Here is a 26116-nt window from a genome sequence, read left to right as displayed (position 1 = left end):
TATATTACCTAAAGATAGTATTTTATTTATTCGCTGCCAGAAAAGAAATATCTGCCGGTTCCAGGATGTCTTTATTGTAATCGTGAAGGGATACATTGATCATCGCGTTTCCGACTTCCTCCAAGGTCAGGAAATAGGATGGTTTCCATGGGCGCAGCACCGGGTAGATGGCGCGCAGGAATTTAAAGAACCCTTTGATATGTTTGGCATCCGGATAGGGCCGCATAAAGCCTGGCCGAAAATTAAAGACGGCCTTAAAGGGTAAACGCAGCAGTTTATTTTCAGTTTTCCCTTTTACTCGCGCCCACATTAAGCGTCCCTGTTCGGTACTGTCCGTTCCGGTGCCCGACACATAACAGAAGGTCATATCCGGTTGTTCCCGCAAAAGAGCCTCCGCGAAATTGATCGTCAAGGTATAGGTCTTCTGATAATATTCCTCCTCCTTCATACCGACAGAGGATACACCAGCGCAGAAAAAACAGGCATTGTATATTTTCAATGCCGCACCCAGTTGGCTGATATCCGACAAATCGGAAAGGATCACCTCCTTGATCTTTTCGGATTGGTACTGACTGGGCTTTCGGTTTACCAGCAATATCGATTCCACCTGCTCATTGGCTAAGCATGCCTGAAGCACACCTTCGCCGACCATTCCCGTAGCACCCGTAATTATCACATGTAGCTTTTGCATGACTCCTTCTTCCAAATGATTAATATCCATTTAACCACGAACGAAAATTATTCCACTTTGCCTAATCTGTGTAGGTGTTTAAACAACTGTTTAAGCCCAAAAACGGTCAACAACCCACAAACATTAACCAGTACAACAATTAAATTCGCAAAGCATGGGCTAACAATAATTTAGAAACAGTTATTCTGCTTCAACATAAAAATTCCTGAATATTAGCCAAAAAAGCAATTTGTAGCCGATTTGCTATAGGGATCCACTGCGACGGCACGTCCCACCCTACAAGGCTAATGCAAATAAAAGCGACAATATTTTTTTGTGCAAACGATTGATAATTCCAATTTATTTCTGTTTATTTAATACACATCGAATTATTAAAAACTAACTTTAGGAGGGTATAGCGATTTATGGAACGTAAAACATTGAAGGATATAGCGAAAGATCTCAATCTGTCCATATCTACTGTTTCAAAATCTTTATCTGACAGTTACGAAATCAGTGATGCCACCAAGAAGTTGGTTCAGGATTATGCCAAGAAGCACAATTATGTACCGAACAAGGTCGCCCGAAACCTCAAGACCGGGAAGACCAATACCATCGGAGTCATCGTGTTCAACATTTCCAATACCTTTATTTCGCAAGTGCTGAATGGGATCCATATCGCCTCCCATGAACAGAAATACGACATCATCATCATGCAGAGCCGGGATGACATTGAACAGGAGCGCAACGCCATCGAAGTCCTGCGCATGCGAGGAATCGACGGTTTATTGATCTCTCCCGTTGCACACAACTCCAATGTGGAGCTTCTCCGAGATCTCCAACAGGCTGGTATTCCCGTTGTCCTTTTCGATCGGGTGCAGCATCCTTTACAGACCCACAAAGTAGGTACGGATAACCAGGCGGCGGCCTATGAAGCCACCAAGCACCTCTTGGACCAGGGAAGGAAACACATTCTCCACATCACCGCCAAGAACATTGGTATTACCGAAGAGCGGTTGAATGGTTTTAAGAAATGCCTCATGGATCACAACCTACCATTTGATCCTAAATTGTACCTGGAATGCGACTATGGAAAACATAACGAGATCGAAAACTCCATCAAGAATCATATTCAATCCATGCGGGAAAAGCATATTCCTATCGATGCTATCCTAGGTGCAACGGATGATATCACCACCTTATCGCTGGGTGTCCTGGCAACTTTGGGCATTGCCTGCCCGGAAGAAATTGCGGTCATTGGCTTCTCGAATATCCATATCCCCAATTCGTTGAACCCGGCATTGTCCACGGTGGTACAGCCGACCGTAGAGATGGGCAAGATCGGCGTTGAAAAGTTGCTGCAGTTGATCCATGCGAAATATCCCGTGGAGGAATTCGAAAACATCAAATTGAAATCGCATATCATTGCCAGGAAATCAACCTGATATCTTCTTACTTCTATAGGCGGAACCGAAGACCGAGCATAAGGTAACTTGGATCTATTCCCTCAGCCTCAAAGAAAAAACGTGCTTTATAGCCGACATAAGGCGAAAATCGGCCAATGTCGAACTGCATGCCTGCCTGACCATTAAAGGTGATGTCATCATAGCTTGTGCCCGCGACTTTCTCATAGGCTACTCCTCCCCCAACAAAAACACTCGGCATGCGCTTCAACGGGAATACCGTATAAAGATAATCCACACCAATATAGCGCACATCGTAAGTACTTCCACCAAGCTGCGCTTGCAGCGATTGGCGCTCCGTCAGATCATATTTTCCCTGTACACCGATGTACTTTTCAAAAGATGGGGACTCCATGGACCAATCCATATGGACCCCAACGGAGAATGGACTTTCCTGCGCTTGGGAGGTAAAGAATAAACTCGTGCTGGCAAATAGTGCTAAAAAGCTTCGTTTCTTAAACATAAATTAAGTTTCCTTTTAAAAGGTTATTTGAAATTCTCCCGCAAAGATAAAATCCTAACTTATTATAACAAATTATTTTCCAATATCCGTTAAAATGGCCGAGTTTTTCACCCATTTTCAAAGGGTACAATGCACCGAATTTTATCCCATTACTGCTATTTTATAGACTATCGCTTTTTACCTTAAATTTGCGCAATAAAACTGGTTAAATAGCCTTTTAAAGCACTTTTTTAGTCCGAAAGCACTGTTCAAAGGCAAAATTTTGCGCTTTGAATTCAGTGGACTGTCCAATCCTAAAAAAGCTATACACAAAAACAAAGTGTATGGAAACAATAGAAAGAGAGTTTGAGTTCGCTGAGCGGACCAGTAAGAAGCAGCCATTCGACAAGCGTCTGATCTTCCACATGCTGGATCAGATCGAACTTGGGGTCCCCCGCCGGGACCTGATGGAACAGTACGGTGTCTCCGAAGTGAGCCTGATCCGCTGGATGAAGAAGTTCGGGCGACAGCCCATTGGGCCAAAGCGGTATACCACCGAGCTGAAGCGTTCAGTGATCAGGGCGGTCCAGGACGGGATGAGCGCCTACCGGGCGGGGAACACCTTTGATATCTCCTCCGGTACGGTCTCCAGATGGGTCAGGGAATATAAGGGGGAAAATACCGAACTTAGTTCCCCAGAACCCGATGATATGGCCAACAAGAAACCCGTAGACCCCAAAGAGGCAGAGATCCTGGCCCTGAAGAAGGCCCTGGAATATGCAAACCTGAAGATCAGGGCATTGGATACCATGATCGATATTGCCGAGGAACAGCTCAAGATCGACATCAGAAAAAAGTCTGGTGCCAAGCGGTCGTAAAGATCAAACAGGAATCCCCAGCAATGGGGATCCGTTTGATCTGCGGACTGTTTGGCAGAACAAGGCATGCGTACTATGACCGCCAGTGGCGGGTTCAGGATGTCGGACTGAAGGACGAGATCATCCTGCTGCACGTGCTGCGGATACGCAGCGAACAGAAGAGGATCGGTACCCGGAAGCTGCTCCATATGCTCGCCGGCCCCCTGCAGGAACATGGGATCAGGATCGGCCGCGACTATCTCTTCGCCCTGATGAGGGAGCATTCCCTACAGATCAGGACCAGGAAGAGGAAGGCGGTCACCACCGATTCGCGGCACTGGATGAAGAAGTACGGAAACCTGATAAAGGGACTTGCGGTCGAGCGTCCCGAGCAGGTCTGGGTAAGCGACATCACCTATGTACAGCTCAACCGGCGCTGGGGATATCTGAGCCTGGTTACCGATGCCTATTCCAGAAAGATAGTGGGCTGGGCGTTCAGGGGCGACCTCTCGGCACAGGGATGTATCGATGCCCTGCAGATGGCACTGCAGCAGAGGCAGTATCAGGGAAAGGGACTGATACACCACTCCGATCGGGGTTCGCAGTACTGTAGCAAAGGCTATGTGGATATCCTACGCACCAACGGGATCGCGGTCAGCATGACCGAGAACGGGGATCCCTACGAGAATGCGATAGCCGAACGGGTGAACGGCATACTGAAGGCGGAGTTCGACCTCTACGCATCACAGAGTGGCCTGAGGGAGACCACAAGAAAGATCCGGGAGAACATCAGGGTATACAACAACCTGAGGCCCCACGCGAGCTGTGATTACCTCACACCTGAACAGGCACATAAGAGGTCAGGTGCGCTGAGAAAGAGATGGAGACCGAAAAAATATCCAATAGTGCAGAAAGAGTTTGTATAGTACATATAGTATTACCAAATTTGCCTGTATAATCAATTCAGAATTAATCCAATAATTTGTATAGCTATATAAGGACAAGACAGACCTTGTCCGAGGTGAGTCCGAGGTGAGAGCGTGGTCAGAGCGTGGTGAGAGCGTGTCTATGACACGTATGCACCACGCCTACATTACGGGAACACCACGGACGGAAGTCAGACAAGGTCAAGCCTATCCCCAAAAAGGAAAGAGGACAGTTTCCTGTCCTCTTTTACCAACTAACCTCATCCAATTTCGTGGTGGTTATTTCCAACCTCCACCCAAAGCTTTATACACATTAACAACAGCATTCAATTGTTGTTTTTTGGTTTCTATCAATTCGAGTTTGGCATCCAACACATCTCGTTGGGTCATAAGAACCTCGAGGTAATCGGCTCGCGCCGCTCGGAAGAGGTCATTGGATACGGAAATGGATTTATTTAAGGCCTCCACTTCCTGAGCCTGATACTGGTATCCCTTTTCCAGATTTTCAATATTGGATAGCTGCGTGGACACTTCCGTAAACGCATTGAGCAGCGTTTTCTGGTAATTGTAAACGGCCTGAATCTGTCTGGAATTGGCGGCATTGAATTCGGCCTTCAGCGCGTTCTTGTTCAATAATGGCGCTGCCAGATCGCCGACCACATTGTACAGCAGCGATTCCGGTAACCGGAACAGGTACGAAGGTTTAAAGGCCTGCAAGCCGAAAGCAGCGGAGATGTCCAGCGAAGGATAGAATTCCTTGCGTGCGACCTGCACATCCAGTTTGGCAGCCGTCAGCTCATGCTCCGCCTGTAGGATATCGGGGCGATTTTCCAACAGTTGGCTTGGAATCCCGGTTTTTACGCTGGCAGGCACCAAATCCATAAATCCTGTTGTATTCCGCACAATTTCTTGCGGATATCGTCCCAAAAGGAAATTGATCCGATTCTCGGTTTCCTTGATCTGCTGACGGGTAGAAAATTCCATACCTTTGGTCTTGGCGACTTCAGCTTCAAATTTCTTCACCGCCAATTCCGTCACCCGGGTGGCTTCCTTCTGCGCCCGTACCACCTCCAGGGCCTTATCCTGGAGGATGATATTCTGCTGGATGATGGCCAACTGGTTATCCAGCGCCAGCAACTCATAATAGGAATTGGCCACTTCGGCGATCAAACTGCTCAACACGAAATTCTTGCCTTCCACCGTTGCGAGGTACCTATTAACCGCCGCTTGTTCGGAGTCTTTCAGTTTTCTCCAGATGTCCACCTCCCAACGGGCAAAGGCGGCCACGGTCAGGTCACCCAACGGATCGGGCATTTCATGGCCCGGACGTATTTCAGTACTGGCATCACCGGCCCCCTGCGACGTATAGCGACCGACCTTTTCCAACCCAGCACCGGCTCTCACCCCAACGATCGGCTTCAATGCCCCCTTGCGGAGCTGGATATCGCTCTTCGCGATCTCCAGCTCTTGTAGGGTGATATTCAATTCCTGATTGTTTTTTACGGCCGTATCCAATAGGGCAATCAGGTCTGGGTCGGTAAAGAATTCCCGCCACTTCGCATTGCCCGAATTGGTGGTATCCTGAACGGCAGTATTTTCCGCAAATGCCGTAGGCAATGTTTTATTTTCTTTCATCTGCGTAGCTTGCGGAGCCTTACAGGCGACCACTGCTGTGGTAGCTGCCGTGAGGAGCAAGCCCTTGATGATTCTTCTTCTAGTTGTTTCCATCGATTTCTTCACTTAACGGGTTTTCGTCCTCATGTTTAATTAATTTACGCTTGGAAGCGATCGTTCCAAAAATGTAATAGAGCCCCGGAATAATTAGGACACCGAATATGGTACCGAAGAGCATCCCTCCTGCCGCCGCAGTACCAATAGTTCGGTTCCCAATAGCACCCGGCCCGGACGCCATGACCAATGGAATCAGGCCGGCAATAAAGGCAAAAGACGTCATGAGGATCGGCCGGAAACGGACTTTCGCCCCTTCCATCGCCGCATCCAATATACTGAGTCCATCCTGTTTCCGCTGGACTGCAAACTCCACGATCAAGACCGCGTTCTTTCCGAGTAAACCGATCAGCATCACCAAGGCTACCTGTGCGTAGATGTTGTTTTCCAGATGCAGCACCTTGAGTAAAAAGAAAGCTCCAAAAATACCGACTGGAAGGGATAGGATGACCGCCAATGGCAGGATAAAGCTTTCGTACTGTGCCGCAAGAATCAGGTACACAAACCCTAAACAAATCAGGAAGATGTACATGGCCTGGTTACCACGGGCCACCTCATCTTTTGAAATACCTGCCCAATCAATGCCATAACCGCGAGGGAGCGTCTTGAGGGCGACTTCATTTACGACATTGATGGCCTCGCCACTACTGTATCCCGATGCCGGCGACCCCGATATTTCGGAAGCCAAGTACATGTTGTGGCGCGTAATTTCAGAAAGACCGTACACCTTCTCCATGTGCATAAATTCCGAGAATGGCACCATATCCCCTTTGTCGTTTTTAACATAGAGCTTCAGGATATCTTCCGGAAGAGCACGGTATTGCGGTAAGGCCTGCACCATCACCTTATATTGCCTGTCAAACTTGATAAAGTTGGTTTCATAGTTTGACCCTACCAACGTGGACAGCGTACTCATGGCATTCTCAATGGAAACACCTTTCTGTTGGGCCACTTCATTATCGATTTTTAGCAGGTATTGTGGGAAGCTGGCGCTGAAGAAAGTAAATACGGAGGATAATTCCTTGCGCTTGTTGAGCTCCCGTACAAAATCCTTACTGACCTGTTCCATTTTCTGGAAGTCATTGTTCCCGGTTTTGTCGAGCAGGCGCAATTCGAAACCACCTGCGGCACCATACCCAGGAACGGCCGGCGGTTGGAAGAATTCTATGGAAGCGCCCGGTATATTTTCTGCACATTTCTCCAATTGCTCGATCACTTCATGCGCAGATTCCTTACGCTCTTCCCAACCTTTTAAGCTGATCAGACAGGTTCCCGTATTGGCAGCTGTACCTTCGTTCAGGATTTCATAACCTGCCAATGAAGAAACAGATTCCACACCATCGATACTTTCGGCTTCCTTCTGCAATTCCATGGCGGCTTTATTGGTCCTTTCCAAGGTCGATCCCGGAGGCGTCTGGATAATCGCATAGATCATCCCTTGATCCTCATTGGGAATAAAACCCGCAGGCACGCTGTTGTTGAGGAAATAGGCCCCGATACAGAACCCGATCAGGATGAGGAAGGTCAGCACCCGTTTATTGACCATCTTGCTCAGCAACTGGACATACCGGTTCTGCATCTTATCGAACCCTCGGTTAAAGCTTCCCAAAAACTTATCGATTAGGGATTTCTTCTTGGGTTTGCCGTGATTGTTCTTCAATAGAATGGCACATAATGCCGGTGTCAATGTCAGGGCCACGATACCCGAAAGGATAATGGAGGTGGCCATGGTGATGGAGAACTGCCGATAGAAGATCCCCACCGGACCGGACATAAAGGCCACGGGAATAAACACTGCAGCCATAAGGAAGGTAATGGCCACAATGGCACCAGCAATTTCGTGCATGGCCCGCTTCGTGGCTTTATATGCCGAAATATGATCTTCCTCCATCTTTTTATGTACCGCTTCGATCACCACGATGGCATCATCAACCACCACCCCGATTGCGAGCACCAACGCAAAGAGGGTGATCAGGTTGATGGAAATACCAAAGAATTGCATAAACAGAAAGGCACCGATCAAGGAAACCGGCACGGCAATGGTCGGGATTAAGGTCGAGCGAAGATCGCCCAAGAATAAAAACACCACAATGGCAACCAAAATAAAGGCTTCCACCAACGTATGCACCACCTTTTCCATGGAGGCATCCAGGAATTTGGATACGTCATAACTGATTTCATAATGCAGCCCCTTTGGAAAGTTCTGCTGCAGCTCTTCCATCTTCGCCTTGACGTCCTTAATGACCTGGGATGCATTACTACCGTAAGATTGTTTCAGGACGATTGCCGCCGAAGGGCGCCCATCTAAAGTGGAATAGATGTCGTACATCGCAGAGCCGAAATGAACATCCGCCACATCTTTCAGGCGGAGAATTTCGCCGTTCGGACTCACCTTCAGTATAATATTGCCGTATTCTTCTTCCGTGGTAAAACGACCCGAATATTTGAGAATATACTCAAAAGATTGGGATTCAATACCGGAGGATTCCCCAGCACGGCCTGGCGATGCTTCTAAACTCTGCTCTTCCAGGGCTTTCATCACCTCCTCAGAAGAGATGTGGTAAGCGGTCATGCGATCGGGTTTCAACCAGATGCGCATGGCGTATTCCCGGTTACCCAAGATATTGGCAACACCCACTCCCGGTACACGGCGCAACTCGGAGACCACATTGATATCCGCAAAGTTGAACATAAAGTTCCCGTCCAGGTCCTTTTCATCGCTGTACATATTGATGTACATCAACATATTGGACTCCTCCCGCGTGATCTTCACCCCTTCCCGGACAACTAAAGGTGGCAGCTTATTGACCACCGAAGCTACCCTATTCTGTACATTGACGGAAGCCTGATTGGGATCCGTCCCCAGGTCAAAGACCACCTGTATACTGGCCTCACCATCATTTCCGGCGTCAGACGCCATATATTTCATCCCGGGCACCCCATTGATTGCGCGCTCTAGGGGAATGATCACCGCTTTGATCATGAGTTCCGCATTCGCTCCCGGATATTCCGCGGTGACATTCACCTTAGGCGGGGATATGGATGGAAATTGGGTCACGGGCAATTGGGTCATCGCCAATACCCCCAAGAAAACAATGATCAAGGAGATTACGATCGATAAGACCGGTCTATTTATAAATCTATTAAACATTTCTTCTATCCTTTAATACTGCTTATTCTGTTTTCAACTTGAGGTTCGAGATGGCCGCTCTAGGTTGTACGAAAGTGTAGGTGATCTTGTCATCGTCCTTTACTTTCTGGATACCATCCAGCAGGATCTTATCATTGGCAGTAATGCCCTCTGCAATGACATACAGATCCGGTAGTGACGCTTTGACCTTGATCTGTTTGGAACTGATCTTGCCATCCTTTGCGATCAGGTAGACATATTTCTTGTCCTGTACCTCATAAGTGGCCCGCTGTGGGATGATCAACGCATGTTTCATAGGCATGGTCATCAGGACTTTGCCCGTCTCACCATTGCGCAGCAGTTTATTGGGATTTGGAAATCTGGCTCGAAAAGCGATATTTCCGGTTTCTATATCGAATTCACCTTCGATGGTCTCGACCACACCTTTCTGATCCATCTGCTCGTTATTGGCCAGCAATAGGCTGACGTGGTTATCGCCACGGTTGGCAACATTGCGTTGGTAATCGAGGTATTCCGGTTCGGATACATTGAAGTAGGCAAACATCTGGCTGTTGTCCGATAGACTGGTCAGCAATTCACCTTCATCCACCAAACTCCCCAATTTCAAGGGGATCCGGTCGATGGTACCATCAAAAGGGGCCCGCACTTCTGTAAAGGAAAGATGCAGCGCAGCGATGTTGGCCTCCGCTTTAGCACGGTCCAGTTTGGCTTTGGCCATCGCGAGTTCATTCGGCGACACGATTTGCTTATCGGCGAGGTTCTTGGTGTTCTCTACCTCAATCTGTGCCACGCTGACTTCGGCCTGTTGCTTCTTCAGTTCGGCCTGGTACATGCGGGGCATAATGCGGAACAGCAGTTGCCCTTTACGCACCGTTTGCCCTTCATCCACATAGATCTGCTCCAGATACCCCTTCTCTAGGGCACGGAGCTCAATATTGCGGATGGACTTGATCTGGGATACATACTCCCTGTTGAAGCTGGTATCCAATTCGGCAGGTGAGGTCGCAGTATATTTTACGCCCTCTTGTTTTTCTTCGGTTTTGTGGGAACAGGCGAACTGGCTACATGCAGCCGCCAAACCCATGAGTACAAGAACTCTCTTCATGATTATTTGCTATGTATAAACTAAAATTGAATGTAGTATGGGAAATGAGCCATACGAGGGATATGGACATCCAATAGTACATCATGAAGCAGGTATGGTCGGAATGGGCAAAGCTATGCCATTACAACAGCAATACGGTTACGCGATGACTATTGATAATAGGATAATCTTAAATACGTAGGGAACGCAGGGAGATAAATAAAGGGTTGCCGGCCTTTAAGTGGGCACGGTCTACCAGTGCGGGTACCCAACGTTGGGTACCAAATACCAAAAAGGTAAAAGCAATCAAACAGGCATAGAAAGCCATCGAAAGGTGGTAGTCTTTCCAAAGTTGGAAATCCTCGGCCTCCTGCTCACTGATGATGACGTGATCACCACCATGCGCACCATGGCTACTTGCTGAAGAAACTAAAATTTGTTGATCTTGCCGCTGATCAAGCTTTAGGTCATGATGGAGATGGTTCTCCATAAAGCTGATCGCCGGTCGGGTCGATGAATTGATAACCTCATGGCTATTGCCGCTCCTGATGAGCAGGAAGGCAAAGAATAACATCAGTGTGATTATCATTTTCATTTCGTTGCCAAATATACTACGAGAATCAATTCATCAAATACCTTTAACAGATTTTAACCGTAATTTTTTTGTCATGTATTCAGTATCAACTGATTATTTTTTCCAAACCGCATATTATAAAGGTTGCCCCAGAGGAGAAAAACATTTCTTAACATACATCAATGTGCACAAACATTTTTACCCTGATATTTGTTGCAACAAACAATAGAAAAATAAAATAGAAAAAAATATTATGGCAAATTGGAACTTGGACGCTGCACACAGCGAAATCGAATTTAAAGTGAAACACATGATGATCTCTACTGTAAAAGGTCATTTTGAGAACTTCAACGTGGTAGTGGATAATGCGGATGAAGCATTGGACGGTGCAAAACACGTATCCGTGGATATCAAAGCGGACTCCATCAACACGAAAAACGGTCAGCGTGACCAACACTTGAAGAGTGAGGATTTCTTCGCGGTATCGCAATTCCCGGAAATTAAGTTTGTATCCACTGGGATCAAGAAAACCAGCGACGACGAATATCAACTGTCCGGTGATTTAACCATCAAGGACGTGACCAAACCGGTAACCTTTGAGGTAGAATTCGGTGGTATTGGTAAAGATCCTTGGGGTAACCAGAAAGCAGGTTACACCGTAAAAGGTAAAATCAACCGTAACGAATTCGGATTGACTTGGAATGCTGCTTTGGAAACTGGTGGTGTGATGGTGAGCGAGGATGTTAAATTCCAAGCTGACTTACAGTTTGTACTTGCATAAGTAATAACGCCTAATTATACAAAGGACCGCAAAGCCTGGCCATCTGGTCAAGCAATGCGGTCCTTCTTATTTTTAGGAGGGTTTGGGTTAGGAACAGATTATGAGCTTGGTGTTTTGTTAGTATACAACGTATCTAAAAAAGCTTGTTTAAATTTATATATTGCCAAATCAATAATACAAGCAGATAACGTAAGTTCAATCAAAATCTGGAAGTCGACCCATAGTGCTCCTATTCTATTAGAATTTTTCGGTTTTCAAATTCTTACCAACCAAGATGCCGTCCTTAACCGTCAAATTGACTTTGTAATTCCGTTTCACCTTAAATCGTATCTTCACAATCACCTCATTCTGAATTGATAGCACATCCTGATCACCGATATTGATGAAGGTCGGGTACAATGCTTTCTGCCCATTGGAATGCAGACGGTCATTGCTCAAATTCTCCATCGGGAAGGCGGCAACTTTCTCCATACCCAAATATTCCAGATCCTGCGGATTGTACGGCAACGCGAAGGAGAAGGCATTGACGCCTTGCAGCTGTTCGCCTTTGAGGAGTACTTCCATTATTTCGTCCTTGCTGTAAGTTGCTTTAGCGGTAGTAAGGTTCATTTTCCCGGAGACCTGATCCTTATCATCGGCGTCCACCCCACCTTCCAGTTGCGTGGCCACCACGGAAATATCATAGGCATCGATCAAGCCATTTTTGTTGATGTCGCCATTGCTGACATAGCCTTCAAAATCAGCATCGCCCTGCCGCAAACCGGTATAGTTGGAATAGGAGGTCAAGTCATTGCTATCGATGAGTTTATCATTGTTGATATCGCCAGGTCGGTAACTTTCTGTGCCTGGCACCTTAAAGACATACAACTCCCGTCCGGAACCAAAGTCACCAACCCCTTTTGTGACCGCCAGTTTCACGTACCGCGCATTGGGGTGTGCTGCAAAGACAAATTCTTTCATGGCATCTGTATTTTCCCAGGTGAACGAACCTGCTTCGGACCAGTTTTCCTTATCGTTGGATGTATATACCTTGCCTTCCAATAAAATACCATTCCCTCTACCCGACCGTGGCAGGTACTGGAATTTGTCGAGATCATTGAAGCTGTTCAGGTCGATAATCAGGTCAAATGGAACCGCTTTTTGTCCCCATTTCGTATGCCACATGTTTCCTTCATCGAAATCAAACAGGTTGTTCACACCCTCGGAACCTTGGTTAGGCACGGATGTTTGGCCCTTTGCACCACGGATTGCAAATTCCAATGGATCGGATTTCGTCTGCTGTTGGAAAGCCTGCCAATCGGAATGGCCATCCTTGTTGACCGATCGGATCTTGAAAGCATATTGCGTTTCAGGTTTTAAGCCCTCGAACAACAGGCTCGTATCCCGGATGAGGGAATACGTCATGTCCTGGAATTCGATTTCGTAATAATCGGCGTTGGGAACTGCAGTCCAACTTGGTCGTAGCGTATAGGCCTTGATATGATCTGGAGCCACTGCAACCTGTGATGGCGCAGCGAGCTGTCCCGAGGATTTCTTATACGTATTTGGCGGATTGTAAGCGAATCCTTCGATGGTCAACCCTACGGCATCCTGGGAAACATCGGTTTTCTCCACCTTCACGTAAAGCATGGGGTTCTTGATGATCTCCACTGATGCAAAAGGACTCCCCTTCGTAGCAAATTGATTTAAATTTGGGCGCGGCTCATAGTAATATACATTATCCTGGCTGTCAAATTCTGCCTTGGACTTTGCTTCACGGAGCCTTATGTTTTTCTTGCCTATTTTCGCCAGTACCTTTTTGGGGGCTTGGGTCATATTTACCCTGAATTCCGTCCCTTTCTCCTTTATAAATCCTTCAAAATCACCTTCCGCAGGATGGACAACGATCTCTACCCGCCCCTTATCATTCACATCCGATTCGATGCAGGTGCTAACACCTTGTTGCTGCAGGTAGGCTTGGGTGATCCCATCATCGTCATACGCATAGAAATTCGATTTTCCTGAAGGGTAGATTTCATAAATCCGCTGATTCGGATTGATTTGCTGGATATTGTTGTGGGGGTTGTCCAACGGAAGAATGGCTCCCATCTTGACGAATACCGGAGTTTTCCAAATGGGCGCATCGTAGGTATTGATGATGGTATTCCCTTGGTACAATTCTCCCGTAAAATAATCTACCCATTGCCCTTCAGGCAGGTATATCCCATTCCGGATATCATTCCCCTCCGCATCGACTTTAGTTTCCTGATAGATCGGTGCAACGAGCAGTGACCGCCCGTAAAGAAATTGATATTGTGTAGCCGTGCCCAATGTATATGGATTTGGATAATCCAACATCATGGCGCGAATCATGGGTTTCCCGTTGATGGCTTCCTTGGCGATGCTGTAGGCATACGGCATCAATTCCGATTTCCACTTAAGATAATGTCGGTTGATGGAGGTATAGGGTTCACCGAGGGCATGTGGATATTTTTCATTGGATCCCCAGCCATCCATATTGAGTTCCATGGGGGTAAAGGTTTTCCATTGGAAGTCACGGGTATTCACTCGGGTATTCTTGCCGCCGAAGATGCCGTCCATATCGGAGGTGATATTGGGCTGTCCGGAAAGTCCGGATCCGATGTATGTCGGGATGTGGAAGCGTATATATTCCCATTGTCCTCCAGTTTGGTCACCCGACCAGATGCCTGCATACCGTTGGGTACCCGCCCAACCGTCCAGGGAAATAATAAATGGCCGTGCATCCTGTCCATAGTATGGCATAATGTGCCCCACATCCGCGACACCATTCAAGCCAAAGGAATATCCGGCGCCAACCCAAGCCACATCCGTTTTCAGGACTCGCACGCCGGCATCCCGAACTTCCTTCACTATATCGCGTTGCAGTAATGCATCGATGCTGTCTTTGGGATGCAGATCAGATTGGGTCCAGAGACCGATCTCTACCCCTTTCGAACGCGCATAATCCCCTAAACTCTTCAGATTCGCTATATTTCCATCCAAGGTTTTTTCCTGCCCGTATCCGGCTCCGTAGCCATCGTTCGGCAGGATCCACCCCAAAGGCATATCGTGCTGTTCATATCGGTCGATGACCGCACGCGCTGAAAATTGATAGTTATTCTTTTCGCCATTCAGCGATTCCTTGACGCCACTTTGATCCTTCTGGCTCTCTTTATAACGCTTGCCATCTTCAAACAAAATCCCTTGGGGGTCCTCCTTCCAATAATCACGGTTATATGCATTGAGATGACCTTGATAAAAGCCAAACTTCGGCAATAGTACCGGGTTTCCGGTCAATTGATAGAAATCATTCAGGACGCCCACTGGCGAATCGCTCACCATCAGGAACAGGTCCAGATAATCGGTATCATGGCCTAGGGACACCTGGCCGGAGTTCGATTTACCAAAATCGTATTTCCCTTTCTTGAAGGTGTACCACATGATGCCATACCCTTTTGTTGACCAATAGAAAGGTGTGGGCGATGCTACCCCGCCATCCGTCCAATTGTTGGTGTTCTCAATGGCTATGGCTTTATCCTTGTGCGAAAAACGACCGTTCTGCACGCCTCCACCATAGAAATATTCATCAGGATTCGCCTTAAATTGAATTTCAACCCTTTTTTTACCAAAGGAAATGGCATCGGTATTTTCCAGGACCAGCTGCTTGTTCTTCACATTGGTCACCTGAAACAGGCCGGAGTTCTTAGCAATGGAAAAGGCAACTTCTGCCGTGGAGATGACATAGGAATCCGCAGTCGCTGAGATATTGATCTTACCCGCTTCCCTCCGAGGCTGATCGACCAGGATCTGTGCTTCAGGTTTAGCTTCGGGATCCCGTAGGATTCCTCCCTTTGGATCTTGGAATAGTCGGAAAATATTCTTCCCATAAAAATCCAAGACCAAACGTTGCTGATTCTGAAAAAGGATTTCAACGGTGGTGGGATTGATTTGAGCTACCGCTACTACAGCCGATGTATCACGCTGTTGGCTCATGGCTGGTTCTGCACCGTGAGCTACGGCAGTGGGTGCTCCAAGCATCAGCGGCAACGCCAATGCCCAAAAGAGCTTGTGTTTGTTTTTATACATGTAAAACGATCAAATTACGAATAATAATTCCTGCTCAGTAAATAATCGCTTGTTCTAAAAAAGGTTTTTAAAGGTATAAAAGATTTCAGAAAACAAGGATTCATCAAGAATATTTTACAAAAGGTTTGGTATCGAAATTCAATAAACAGTGGAAAGTCTATAAGAATTCATGAAAATTTAATATGCTAAAATCTTGCCCTAACCCTACTAAAAGTTATTTCACGCGAATTAAAACACAGATGTTTAAACATTTAATTAAAAAAGGATTGGTTTTTGTAAAACAAAATTGATATTCTACCACGATGTCGTTTCTTTTCGGATTTGGAAAGGGAACCTATTTATGGAAAGTTTGCCTAGCTGCCCCCTACTCGAAGCAGCTTGGCCCGGTGCTGTGGGCTACGGTATGGATTTCATGTGAAATTTTAACGGTTACATCATTAAAAAATCCTTCTTATGGAAGAGCAAAACAAGGAATTGGCCAAACAGTACAAGGCATTTATCAGTTACAGCCATAGTGATAATCAAGGTGAAGGGCGAAAGTGGGCCGATTGGCTGCACCATGCCCTGGAGACCTACGAAATCCCGCAGGACCTGATCGGGAAGAAAAATACCGCAGGTAAGGAAATCCCGAGGCAAATCTATCCCGTTTTTCAGGATGAGAAGGAGCTTTCCGCAAGTTCCAGCCTAAGTGGCTCCCTAACCGATGCATTGGATCGCTCCGAATACTTGATCTACCTCAGTTCCCCGAAATCCGCCCGGTCCACCTATGTTCGGGATGAGCTCCGCTATTTCAAGCAGAGTGGAAAATCCCAACAAATCATGGCATTAATCCTCAAGGGGGAGCCTGAATACGGTGATACAATTACCGAGGCACAGTGCTTTCCTGACGAGTTACGCTATCATGTCGATGGTGATGGGCAGGTGGACAAGTCCAAACCTGAGGAGGTGCTGGCGGCAGACGTCCGTATTCCGCATACACAGGACGAAGGATTCACCTCTCCAGAGGCCTATCGTATGCACCTGCACGAGCAGGGGCTCTCCCACCAGGAAATCAAATCCCGGGTGGATGAATATAAACAACGGTTGGATCTGGCGCTCCTAAAAATTATTTCTGGAATCCTTGGGGTTCCGCTCGGGGAATTGACCAAACGCGACCAGGCTTACCAGCTCGAGAAAATAAAACAGAAGAACAGAAATATCAAACGCATTGCCGCCGTAATCGGTGTGTTGGGTATTTTGGCGGTCATTGCCGGAATATTCGCTTGGAACCAACGGAACTCTGCGGTAAGAAACCTCGCCAAGTCGCTCTATGCATCAGGGATCAATAAACTCACGGAAAGCGAATATGGCGATGGTGCGGCCTATATTGCCGAAGCCACCCGCCGAGGCGATGATGACGCCAAATTGTTTGCCCATTCCATGCTCGCCGTTCAGGATGATATGACCCTGATGCCGAATATCAATGTCGGCAACTTGCGGTTCTCTCCCAATGGAAAATGGCTGGTCGGTTGGGCCAGTTCCGGTGATTTCACACAAGTGCTCCAAGTCTGGGACGCCATCAACCGAAAACCGATCAAGCAATTGGGACAGGTCAAGACCAAACAGGCGCGCTATCCTTCTTTTGATCAAGCCAATCGGGCGTATGTTACCACAGTAGATAATTCGATTGTACGGTATGATATCGACAAAGATAAGCTTGAAACCATTCGCGCCAATCCGGACAGCACGTTTCTGACCATCTCCGCGGTTTCCGGCGACGGAAAAATGGTGCTCTTCAAACAAATGGAAAAGCTATACCTCCTGAATACCGAAACGAAGCAGGAACAACTGTTGCATACCCTTTCGGGATATCCATTGGAGACCTCTTATTTTTCGCCAAAATTGGATCTCTTGCTTATAGGGATTGCCCATAAGGAAAAAAATGAATGGTTATTCTTTGATATCACCACTCCTACACCAACAATGAAATTACGTAAAGAAACACCGTATACTTCAAAACCACCAGCATTTAGTCCGGATGGAAAGCAGGTTGCCTTGTTCGGTAATTTCGGCATCAACTACTATAATCTCGTGACAGGCCAAGAATGGACCAATACGCAGGTAAATACAGCCAAATACGTCGGGTTTACAACAAATGGTCAGCTGCATGCCGGAAATAATGAACAGATCGCACAGCTTAACCTCACGACTGGTTCAGTTGCCAAATCAACGGCACTGCCGGGAAACGTTTTCTTTATCAGCCCACTAACGAAGATGTTGGAACAGGATGATATGGCTTTACAATATAACTCGCCAAACTGGAATCAACAGCTGGTCAGCTCGGATAACCAAACTTTTATCGATAATGTCAAGGCTGCACCCTTACAATTGGCGCAGTACTTTGAACCCAATGAACTTATCGTAGCTGTACCGGGAATTACCGAAAATGTAGCCTACACCATCTATAAGGATAGTAAATCCATTGATGAGCTCAACCTCGAGAACGGAACAAAAACGAAAAATATCATTACCGCACCTGAGAACATCGCGACTATTATCGTGCTGCATAAAACCAAGAACCTGTTGGTGAAAGGCAAGAGTGGTAAAACATATTTCTATGATCTCACCAGCCGCAAACCAATTGGAAAGGCGATCGATGCTCAACCCAAATTGTACATCTTCAAGGTGGATGAGAAAGAGGTCGCTTCCCGTACCGGAAAGAATAGCTTTGCTGCCTGGGATATTGCTACGGGCAAGCAAATTTTCAAGTATGAAGAGAAAGCAGAAATCCCCGGATTCACGATATCTCCGGACTTTACGCAGGCTATCCTCGTTGGATTAAGCTCGTGGAAGATTGTCGACCCGCACAGTGGAAAGGTGCTGAAAGAGGAAAAAGGAACACTGAGCAGTGGCCGATATTCCAATACCGGAAAATACCTCGTACTGACGGATAACAACGGAAGTACCAAGCTGTTGAACAGTACGGATTACAAGGAAGTCTTTTCGTTGAAGACCATTGAATTTCCGTTCATGATGTTCAATAATGCGGATGATGTGTTGGCCATCTCGGATGATGCGGACCACATGCGGCTCTGGAACATCGAAACAGGGAAACCCTTTGGACAGCGCATCCGGGTGAGTAAATATTCCAAATATTTCCACTTCTCCGAAGATGACAAGCAAATCTTTGTTCAGGATGATGGAAATGGGTTGCAATTTGTGACCAAGATTGTCGATGCCCGTACAGGAAATATCCTGACGATGCCATTTATGAACCAGAAGTTTTCGAATATCTTCGTGCTTCCGGGCGATAAAAAATTGATGACCATTGAGGAGTTGGTGCTCGGGAAAACGGTGAATACCTGGGAAGTACCGGGACAGGTGGATATGTCCAATGAGCAGGTGGCTCGCGATCTGGAGAAATTCTACGGCAAGAAATACGACAATGCATCAGGAGCGATCTTCCCATTCGTGGATACTACTGGGAATTACAGTACCTGGTATTTTGATGATCCTTTCCTGCGGAGTATTTCCCCGAGTTCGAAAACGAGTATCCTGGAAATCCTTCGGCAAAATTATCCGATCAAAACCGACGCGAACCTGCAGCTATTGGCCGTGACGCACATCTACCATCCATTGGCACGCGCTATGGTGGCCAACCATTACAGCAGCAAGCCCGAAATGCAATATATTGGGCAACGTCTGGTCGAGGTTACAGAAAAACAGTTACTTTTAATAAAAAACAACGAATTGAAGGCTGAGGTGGAGAAACTCCTCAACGAAGCCAAATCAAAATTAAAATAGATGAAGTTGACAAGAAGACAGAAAGGACTATTAGGGATCCTGTTCGTGGTGGTATTGCTGGCGCTCTCCTGGATTGGACTATCCAAGATGTTTCCGGAGAGCAATACGCTAAGGTATCTCCCGGACCGCATCTATAGACTCATCAAGATCGTCTTCGGGTCAGATCCTTCCGGTACGGGCTTGGAACAGCAGGATGTACCTTGGGAACTGATCGTTGCCAAGATCGGCACTATCGGCATTCTGATCTTCGGCGCCTACAAGATCATCCAAAAGGTGTTCTCCGAACAGATCAACCTGTTGAAGGCATCGGTTAAAAAGAACCATGTCATCAGTGTTGGTATTTCGAAAAAAGGAAGGCAGCTGATGAAGAGTTTAAAGGAAGATTACGGCAAAAAGGGCATCGCGATTGAAAAGGAAACAGCCCATGCGGATATCAAGTCAGTCACCAAAATGGGCCATCTGGTCATCATCGGCAATGCGGATGAAGAGAACACCCTGCTGGAAGCGGGTATCAAACGTGCCGATAGCCTGATTCTCTTTCTGGAAAATGAACAAACTGTCATCGAAACCTATGAAACGGTTCAAGATATCTATAAGAAGTCAAATTGCACGAACAAGCTCCGTTGCTTTCTGCACCTGAGCAACCCACGACTGGTCGATCTGGTGAAAAATGCGGAAATACAGTTCCAGGACAAACAGCTGGAACTCCATTTCTTCAATGTTCACAAGATGATGGCCAGGATGTTCTTTGCCCAATTGCCACTGGATTTTGCCAAGCAGGGGAAATCCGTTGCCCATATCAACCGATTGGTATTCTTGGGATTTGGGGAATTCGCAAAAGCCATGGTCATTCAGGCGTTACGTGTATTCCATGTGGCCATCGAAAACAATACCGAAATCCATATTTACAGTCCGCAGGCAGATCGTGACCAACGCCTGTTCGCGGAACAGTATCCCATGGCGCATCATATTTTTCCGGTCCATTTTCATGTCTTTGATGGCACATACAATGCGCTGTTGACAGATCAAGGATTAACAGAAAAAACTGAAAGCAGCCTTCTGGTCTGTGCCTTCGATGATGACCAGAGCAATTTAAACGCTGCATTGGAAATCCTTAATAAAACACAGGAATCCAAGCTGCCGATCTATGTGCTGAATGCTGAAGGCAAAGGTCTCCGTAAGATCATGCGGAGTGCCTCGGATACCGAAAGCCTGAATTTCTTCGGTCAATTGGAGGATATATCCAATTGGGAATTTATTACTGGTGAGAAGCAAGATCGACTGGCGCGAGCCATCCACGACGACTACACCACGTTGCTTTCCGGAGCGAGTTCGGAGAGTGCCCGATACACCTCGAGTTGGCCGACCTTACGCGAGGACGCCAAGGATGCCAATCGCGCGCAAGCCGATCACATCCCTTATAAATTTATCCTGACACAACGGCAATGGCCCGTTCCGGAAAAGGAAGTTATCACCTTTACAGCAGCTGAGGTGGAGACCCTTGCCATTATTGAGCACAACCGTTGGATGGCACACCGTTATCTCAATGGCTGGGCCTTCGGCGAAAAACGGGACGATCAACTGCTCCTTCACCCCTCACTGGTGCCTTGGGAAATCCTGAGCGAAAGTGAAAAGCAGAAGGATCGGGACACAATCTTGCGCATCAAGAGCCTTTTGAAAGGGTAAGTGCGCTGCATTTGAAATTCCAAATAGTTTGGCCTATATTTGATTGGCTTTAGGGGTATTCTGAAAAGAATTGAGAGAGTCCCTTTGAACCTGACGCGGATCATACCGCCGTAGGGAAAAGCAAACGATCGTGATCGATTTATACTGCTATTCTCCTGCCCTCAAGCCATTATTTCGTTAAAAAGAAGAAAGATGGAAAACGACATTTATCATTTATTGTCCCAAGTCCGCGAAAGAACTCCCCTCGTGCAGAACATCACCAATTTCGTGGTCATGAACAACACCGCCAATGCGCTATTGGCTTTAGGAGCATCTCCCATTATGGTGCATTCCGAGGAGGAAATCGAAGAGGTTCTGCAGTTGTGCGACAGTTTGGTCATCAACATAGGCACCTTGAGCAAACCTTGGGCAGAAAATATGCTGAAGGCGGCACGCGCAGCAAATGCCTTGCATAAACCTTGGATTCTAGATCCTGTTGGGGCTGGCATCTCCACACTTCGAAATGATATTCTAAAAGAGCTCCTGGCACTACGCCCTACGGCCATCCGTGGGAATGCATCTGAAATCTTGGCTTTGCAGCATTTCGACACGAAGGGTAAAGGAGTCGACAGCACTGCGGATAGCAGTGCAGCGGTACGTGCCGGCAAGTTCCTTAACCGGCAATATGGTTCCGTTGTCTGTATATCCGGGGAAATCGACTATATCATTTCGGATCAGGAAATTGCTGAGGTGGTGAACGGGTCCGTGATGATGACCAAGGTCACTGGACTTGGATGTACAGCTACGGCTATAACGGGTGCCTTCTTGGGGCTTGGAACATCGCCATTCGATGAAGCCATTGCAGGGGTCGCCATTACCAGTCTGGCTGGGGAGATGGCAGCCAGCATGGCAAAGGGTCCAGGCACACTGCAGCTCAACCTGTATGATATCCTCTTTAACCTTTCGAAGGAACAGATCGTGGAAAACCTGAAAATGCGCCGGTATGCCCATTCATCCTAATTTCCCCTATCCCCTATACTTGGTGATTTCGGAAAAAGACTGTGTGCATCTCCCCTGGCTGCAAGTCGCGGAGGAAGCGATTCGCGGTGGAGTGGATATCATCCAACTGCGGGAGAAGGAACTGGATACAGCAACTTTTATCCAACGAGCAATGGCCCTCAAAGCATTAACAGACAGGTATGGCATCCCCTTGGTCATAAACGACAATGTGGAAGTCGCTTCCGCCGTGGATGCCTGGGGTATCCACGTTGGCCGAACCGACCGACAACCGCAACAGATCCACGAGGAATTTGGCCATAGGTTTCAAATCGGCTGGTCGCTGGAGCTCCTCGATCAACTGCAGGACCACAACATGGATTTTGTCCAGCATCTCGGCGTCAGCCCGATCTTTCCGACACCGACCAAGACCAACACCATTACAGCCTGGGGAATGCATGGCATCCGGGATCTTCGGACCCAAACCGACAAACCCCTGATTGCCATTGGTGGCATGCAGCTTGCCCATGCACACGAAGCTTTCACCGCCGGTGCCAATAGCATCGCCGTAGTATCGGCCATCTGCTCCAGCCTGGACCCCCGGAAAGCAGCTGAAGAACTTAAAAATAGCTTATCATGAACAACACATCCCGATACCATGTCCCGACCGTACTGAGCATCGCAGGGTTCGATGGCAGTGGTGGCGCTGGTATCCAAGCCGATACCAAGACCATCTCCGCCCTGGGCTGCTATGCCATGAACGTATTGACAGCCTTGCCCGTACAGAATACCCAGGGCGTAAAAAATATATTCGACATTCCTGCACAGGCCATCCGCGAACAGCTGGATTGTATCTTCGAGGATACCTATCCCGACAGCATCAAAATAGGTATGGTGCATTCCACGGCGCTGGTGGAGATCATCGCAGAAAAACTGGAATCCTTTACCGGGCCCCTTGTTTTCGACCCGGTGATGGTCTCTACGAGTGGGCATAAATTGATCAACGATGACACCATTTCGGCCATCAAATCTTTACTTTTCCCCTTAGCCTCGCTCATCACGCCGAACATGGACGAAGTCGCCGTCCTGGCCGGGCAGCCCATTACCACCTTGGAGGACATGGAAAAGGTATCCGATCAGATACTTAACCTGGGCTGTCAGGCAGCCCTCTTGAAAGGTGGGCACCTGAAATCAGAAACCCTCACCACCCTCCTGATCCAAAAGGACCAGCCTGTCCGTTATTATGAATCTGCACGAGTGGACACCAAGAATACACACGGATCGGGATGCACCCTCTCCTCGGCCATTGCTTCCTATCTGGCGCAGGGCTTTGACCTGCCCTCGTCCACCCAACAGGGACTCGCCTATGTAAACCAAGCGATCATAGCCGGAAAGGATCTTACCATCGGGAAAGGGAATGGCCCCTTGAATCATTTTTTTAACCCTCAAAAATTAATTACATATGAAATGGACTGAACACGTTTGGAAAGATATCCAACCCCTATATAATAAAATCCTAGCCATGCCCTTCATTCAAGAATTGAAAGGCGGCACACTCCCTCTCGAAAAGTTTCAGTTTTATATGCTGCAGGATGCCAAATATCTGGAACATTACGGCCGAGCGCTAGCTGCACTGGGTTCCAAAGCGATGGATATCGACATGGCATTGGATTTCTTTGAATTCGGAAAAAATGCCCTGGTCGTTGAAAAAGCACTCCATGAGGCGTATTTCCAGCAATTCGGATTGGAACAGCAACAGGAAATCACCATCGAACCCACCTGCCACCATTATATCCACTTCCTGAAGAGCACCGTTGCTTTCGATTCCATTGAAGTGGCAACAGCCGCCATCCTCCCGTGCTTCTGGATCTATAAAGAAGTCGGGGATTATATCCTCAGCCAACAGACCGGTGATGCAAATCCATACAAAAACTGGATCGATACGTACAGTGGTGAGGAATTTGCCGAAGGGGTTAAAAAAGCTTTAGCCTATACGGATCAACTTGCTGAAAATACGACGCAACAAATCCGGGAAGCCATGAGGCAGGCATTCATTACCGCCTCGGAATTGGAGTTTATGTTCTGGGATGCTGCCTACCAAAATAGACAATGGCTGGCAAATCGCTAATCTTACTTTTTTAAAAAATTTATAATTTTTTGAGATATATATGTTTAAACATCTAGTTTATAACCTACTTATTTTAAAGAATTATTAATTATTATCTTAATACCCAATAAATGAGGGCATTTGGCTCAATTTTTGGGTAAATCATGACAAAAATAAATACGCTCATGAAATACCTTTGGCTTTTTTCAGGTTCCATCGCGCTTATGTCGTTCGGTGCCTGTACCTCGAATGCAAATAAACAACTTGAATCTAAGGACTCGGTAGAGACTACAGCCTTGGATAGTCAAGTCACAGATACTGTTCATACATCCCAAAATTCATTGGATTGGAACGGAACGTACAAAGGGGTTATCCCTTGTGCGGACTGCCCAGGGATCGAAACCACTGTGGTCCTAAATCCTGATCTTACTTTCACCTATACGGGTGTTTATCAGGAAAGAGATACCAAAGTGGAAGATACGGGTAAATTTATGTGGCACAACAACGGAAGTGTAGTGCACCTAATGGGTAAAGAAGTGAACATGAAATTGAAGGTTGGCGAAAACCAATTGATTTCATTGGATCAAGAAGGCAATCCGATTGAAGGGCCTTTGAAAGATCATTATATCTTAACCAAAGAAAACTAACACATACAGAAAATCCCCTTTGAATTGCTTCAAAGGGGATTTTTTATATTCAATGACGCCCTATTCTGGGCTTCCGTTACTTCGATCTTTCCTTTAGGATGCCTTTGCAGATATCAGCAACCAATCCTGGACCCTCATAGATAAAACCCGTATAGACCTGTACCAAGCTTGCACCAGCGTTCAACTTTTCAATGGCATCCGCTGCCGAATGGATTCCTCCCACCCCGATAATCGGGAATGCGCGGTTTGACTTATCGGCAAGGTACTGGATCACCTCTGTTGATCTTCTGGTCAATGGTTTACCACTCACACCTCCTGGCTCCTGAACCAGCATGCGGTGGCTCTGAAGGCCTTCTCTGGCAATCGTTGTATTTGTAGCTATCACACCGGCAATCTTGGTTTCCATCACGATTTCCACGATATCATCCAATTGCGTAAATGTTAAATCCGGAGCGATCTTCAAAAGAATAGGCTTTGGATTGCTTTTCTTCGTGTTCAGCTCCTGTAGGGTATTGAGGATCTTCATCAAAGGTTCCTTTTCCTGTAGATCCCGTAATCCCGGTGTATTCGGAGAACTCACGTTCACCACGAAATAATCCACGTAATCGAATAAGCTATTGAAGCAATAGATATAATCGTTCACCGCTTCCTCATTCGGCGTAACCTTATTCTTTCCAATGTTTCCACCGATCAGGACGCCATTCTTTTCTTTCAGGAATTTCAACTTACCGGCTGCGACATCCGCACCTTTGTTATTGAATCCCATCCGGTTGATCAGCGCAGCATCATCGACCAAGCGGAACATGCGTGGTTTGTCATTTCCGGGTTGAGGCTTCGGCGTTACAGTCCCGATCTCAATGAATCCGAATCCCAATCGCGCCATGTCCTCGATGAATTCCGCATTTTTGTCAAAACCTGCCGCCAATCCCACGGGATTCTTAAAGGTCAAGCCAAATACCTTCGTTTCCAAACGGGGGTCCTCCACGTTATAGAGGGAATTCAGCAGGGCCTTTGAGCCCCAGATCTTATTGAAGAACTTCAACCCACCGGTCACCGTATGGTGTGCCTCTTCGGGGTTCATGGAGAAGAAAATCGGTTTAACTAGCTTATACATGCCTGCAAAGGTAGCCAAAGATGGAGAAATATTTATTACTTT

The 26116-nt window shown here is 47.0% G+C and carries 19 protein-coding genes and 1 riboswitch; of the genes, 11 read left to right on the top strand and 8 right to left on the bottom strand.

The annotated features are described in order from the left end of the window. Positions 1-22 precede the first annotated feature (22 nt). Positions 23-721 (bottom strand): NAD-dependent epimerase/dehydratase family protein, encoded by a 699-nt coding sequence (locus G6N79_RS09765; RefSeq protein ID WP_234993234.1) that lies wholly within the window; start codon positions 719-721, stop codon positions 23-25. Positions 722-1095: 374 nt separating this feature from the next. Between G6N79_RS09765 and G6N79_RS09760 the strand changes: the two genes are divergently transcribed. Next, positions 1096-2115: a LacI family DNA-binding transcriptional regulator gene (locus G6N79_RS09760; RefSeq protein WP_103907148.1), complete on the top strand. Its 1020-nt coding sequence runs from the start codon at positions 1096-1098 to the stop codon at positions 2113-2115. A gap of 13 nt (positions 2116-2128) precedes the next feature. Here G6N79_RS09760 and G6N79_RS09755 read toward each other — a convergent pair whose 3' ends face one another. Continuing rightward, positions 2129-2596: a hypothetical protein gene (locus G6N79_RS09755; RefSeq protein ID WP_103907147.1), complete on the bottom strand. Its 468-nt coding sequence runs from the start codon at positions 2594-2596 to the stop codon at positions 2129-2131. A 323-nt stretch (positions 2597-2919) separates the two neighbouring features. Between G6N79_RS09755 and G6N79_RS17540 the strand changes: the two genes are divergently transcribed. Next, complete coding sequence (locus G6N79_RS17540) at positions 2920-3453, top strand: transposase (protein WP_206517945.1); 534 nt, start codon at positions 2920-2922, stop codon at positions 3451-3453. 23 nt (positions 3454-3476) lie between these two features. Next, positions 3477-4358 carry an IS3 family transposase gene (locus tag G6N79_RS09745; RefSeq protein ID WP_164527209.1) on the top strand — a complete coding sequence of 294 codons (882 nt, stop codon included), beginning with the start codon at positions 3477-3479 and terminating at the stop codon, positions 4356-4358. 279 nt (positions 4359-4637) lie between these two features. Here the strand turns inward: G6N79_RS09745 and G6N79_RS09740 are convergent, their stop codons facing one another. The 4 genes from G6N79_RS09740 to G6N79_RS09725 all read right to left on the bottom strand — a co-directional run bounded on the left by G6N79_RS09740 (position 4638) and on the right by G6N79_RS09725 (position 10916). Then, positions 4638-6086 (bottom strand): TolC family protein, encoded by a 1449-nt coding sequence (locus G6N79_RS09740; RefSeq protein WP_103907285.1) that lies wholly within the window; start codon positions 6084-6086, stop codon positions 4638-4640. Further along, on the bottom strand, positions 6073-9237 hold the full coding sequence (locus tag G6N79_RS09735; protein ID WP_103907286.1) for an efflux RND transporter permease subunit: 3165 nt from the start codon (positions 9235-9237) through the stop codon (positions 6073-6075). The genes G6N79_RS09740 and G6N79_RS09735 overlap by 14 nt, the downstream gene beginning before the upstream one ends. A gap of 22 nt (positions 9238-9259) precedes the next feature. Further along, complete coding sequence (locus G6N79_RS09730) at positions 9260-10342, bottom strand: efflux RND transporter periplasmic adaptor subunit (protein ID WP_103907287.1); 1083 nt, start codon at positions 10340-10342, stop codon at positions 9260-9262. A gap of 169 nt (positions 10343-10511) precedes the next feature. Further along, positions 10512-10916 carry a hypothetical protein gene (locus G6N79_RS09725; protein ID WP_146060655.1) on the bottom strand — a complete coding sequence of 135 codons (405 nt, stop codon included), beginning with the start codon at positions 10914-10916 and terminating at the stop codon, positions 10512-10514. 232 nt (positions 10917-11148) lie between these two features. Here G6N79_RS09725 and G6N79_RS09720 point away from each other — a divergent pair, with 232 nt between their 5' ends. Continuing rightward, entirely contained in the window at positions 11149-11676 is a 528-nt protein-coding gene (locus G6N79_RS09720; RefSeq protein WP_103907289.1) for a YceI family protein, read from the top strand. Between the two features lie 237 nt (positions 11677-11913). On the opposite strand, the gene G6N79_RS09715 is transcribed toward G6N79_RS09720, so the two are convergent. Continuing rightward, positions 11914-15762 carry a TIM-barrel domain-containing protein gene (locus G6N79_RS09715; protein ID WP_103907290.1) on the bottom strand — a complete coding sequence of 1283 codons (3849 nt, stop codon included), beginning with the start codon at positions 15760-15762 and terminating at the stop codon, positions 11914-11916. 453 nt (positions 15763-16215) lie between these two features. Between G6N79_RS09715 and G6N79_RS09710 the strand changes: the two genes are divergently transcribed. From G6N79_RS09710 to G6N79_RS09680, 7 genes are all read left to right on the top strand, one after another. Further along, entirely contained in the window at positions 16216-19545 is a 3330-nt protein-coding gene (locus G6N79_RS09710; protein ID WP_103907291.1) for a TIR domain-containing protein, read from the top strand. Then, positions 19546-21231 (top strand): NAD-binding protein, encoded by a 1686-nt coding sequence (locus tag G6N79_RS09705; protein ID WP_103907292.1) that lies wholly within the window; start codon positions 19546-19548, stop codon positions 21229-21231. It begins immediately after the preceding gene. A 41-nt stretch (positions 21232-21272) separates the two neighbouring features. Beyond that, a riboswitch (TPP riboswitch) is annotated at positions 21273-21365 on the top strand. Between the two features lie 58 nt (positions 21366-21423). Beyond that, positions 21424-22230, top strand: coding sequence for a hydroxyethylthiazole kinase (thiM, locus tag G6N79_RS09700; protein ID WP_103907293.1), 807 nt, complete (start codon positions 21424-21426; stop codon positions 22228-22230). Continuing rightward, positions 22214-22846 (top strand): thiamine phosphate synthase, encoded by a 633-nt coding sequence (gene thiE / locus G6N79_RS09695; RefSeq protein ID WP_103907294.1) that lies wholly within the window; start codon positions 22214-22216, stop codon positions 22844-22846. Before thiM ends, thiE begins: the two co-directional genes overlap by 17 nt. Further along, positions 22843-23682 carry a bifunctional hydroxymethylpyrimidine kinase/phosphomethylpyrimidine kinase gene (thiD, locus tag G6N79_RS09690; RefSeq protein ID WP_103907295.1) on the top strand — a complete coding sequence of 280 codons (840 nt, stop codon included), beginning with the start codon at positions 22843-22845 and terminating at the stop codon, positions 23680-23682. Before thiE ends, thiD begins: the two co-directional genes overlap by 4 nt. Further along, positions 23669-24334 carry a thiaminase II gene (gene tenA / locus G6N79_RS09685; RefSeq protein WP_103907296.1) on the top strand — a complete coding sequence of 222 codons (666 nt, stop codon included), beginning with the start codon at positions 23669-23671 and terminating at the stop codon, positions 24332-24334. The genes thiD and tenA overlap by 14 nt, the downstream gene beginning before the upstream one ends. Positions 24335-24477: 143 nt before the next feature. Beyond that, positions 24478-24960 carry a copper resistance protein NlpE gene (locus G6N79_RS09680; RefSeq protein ID WP_103907297.1) on the top strand — a complete coding sequence of 161 codons (483 nt, stop codon included), beginning with the start codon at positions 24478-24480 and terminating at the stop codon, positions 24958-24960. A gap of 76 nt (positions 24961-25036) precedes the next feature. Here G6N79_RS09680 and G6N79_RS09675 read toward each other — a convergent pair whose 3' ends face one another. Continuing rightward, on the bottom strand, positions 25037-26074 hold the full coding sequence (locus G6N79_RS09675; protein WP_103907298.1) for a quinone-dependent dihydroorotate dehydrogenase: 1038 nt from the start codon (positions 26072-26074) through the stop codon (positions 25037-25039). Positions 26075-26116 lie beyond the last annotated feature (42 nt).

The sequence above is a fragment of the Sphingobacterium lactis genome (genome assembly GCF_011046555.1).
Classification (GTDB): Bacteria; Bacteroidota; Bacteroidia; order Sphingobacteriales; family Sphingobacteriaceae; genus Sphingobacterium; species Sphingobacterium lactis.
Note: the sequence above shows the minus strand (reverse complement) of the source record. Positions and strands in the feature narration are given on the sequence as shown.

What these genes read in the sequence shown, in the direction of transcription:
- G6N79_RS09765 (WP_234993234.1), bottom strand. Translation starts at nt 721, where the DNA reads ATGGATATTAATCATTTGGAAGAAGGAGTCATGCAAAAGCTACATGTG.
- G6N79_RS09760 (WP_103907148.1), top strand. Translation starts at nt 1,096, where the DNA reads ATGGAACGTAAAACATTGAAGGATATAGCGAAAGATCTCAATCTGTCC.
- G6N79_RS09755 (WP_103907147.1), bottom strand. Translation starts at nt 2,596, where the DNA reads ATGTTTAAGAAACGAAGCTTTTTAGCACTATTTGCCAGCACGAGTTTA.
- G6N79_RS17540 (WP_206517945.1), top strand. Translation starts at nt 2,920, where the DNA reads ATGGAAACAATAGAAAGAGAGTTTGAGTTCGCTGAGCGGACCAGTAAG.
- G6N79_RS09745 (WP_164527209.1), top strand. Translation starts at nt 3,477, where the DNA reads ATGGGGATCCGTTTGATCTGCGGACTGTTTGGCAGAACAAGGCATGCG.
- G6N79_RS09740 (WP_103907285.1), bottom strand. Translation starts at nt 6,086, where the DNA reads ATGGAAACAACTAGAAGAAGAATCATCAAGGGCTTGCTCCTCACGGCA.
- G6N79_RS09735 (WP_103907286.1), bottom strand. Translation starts at nt 9,237, where the DNA reads ATGTTTAATAGATTTATAAATAGACCGGTCTTATCGATCGTAATCTCC.
- G6N79_RS09730 (WP_103907287.1), bottom strand. Translation starts at nt 10,342, where the DNA reads ATGAAGAGAGTTCTTGTACTCATGGGTTTGGCGGCTGCATGTAGCCAG.
- G6N79_RS09725 (WP_146060655.1), bottom strand. Translation starts at nt 10,916, where the DNA reads ATGAAAATGATAATCACACTGATGTTATTCTTTGCCTTCCTGCTCATC.
- G6N79_RS09720 (WP_103907289.1), top strand. Translation starts at nt 11,149, where the DNA reads ATGGCAAATTGGAACTTGGACGCTGCACACAGCGAAATCGAATTTAAA.
- G6N79_RS09715 (WP_103907290.1), bottom strand. Translation starts at nt 15,762, where the DNA reads ATGTATAAAAACAAACACAAGCTCTTTTGGGCATTGGCGTTGCCGCTG.
- G6N79_RS09710 (WP_103907291.1), top strand. Translation starts at nt 16,216, where the DNA reads ATGGAAGAGCAAAACAAGGAATTGGCCAAACAGTACAAGGCATTTATC.
- G6N79_RS09705 (WP_103907292.1), top strand. Translation starts at nt 19,546, where the DNA reads ATGAAGTTGACAAGAAGACAGAAAGGACTATTAGGGATCCTGTTCGTG.
- thiM (WP_103907293.1), top strand. Translation starts at nt 21,424, where the DNA reads ATGGAAAACGACATTTATCATTTATTGTCCCAAGTCCGCGAAAGAACT.
- thiE (WP_103907294.1), top strand. Translation starts at nt 22,214, where the DNA reads ATGCCCATTCATCCTAATTTCCCCTATCCCCTATACTTGGTGATTTCG.
- thiD (WP_103907295.1), top strand. Translation starts at nt 22,843, where the DNA reads ATGAACAACACATCCCGATACCATGTCCCGACCGTACTGAGCATCGCA.
- tenA (WP_103907296.1), top strand. Translation starts at nt 23,669, where the DNA reads ATGAAATGGACTGAACACGTTTGGAAAGATATCCAACCCCTATATAAT.
- G6N79_RS09680 (WP_103907297.1), top strand. Translation starts at nt 24,478, where the DNA reads ATGACAAAAATAAATACGCTCATGAAATACCTTTGGCTTTTTTCAGGT.
- G6N79_RS09675 (WP_103907298.1), bottom strand. Translation starts at nt 26,074, where the DNA reads ATGTATAAGCTAGTTAAACCGATTTTCTTCTCCATGAACCCCGAAGAG.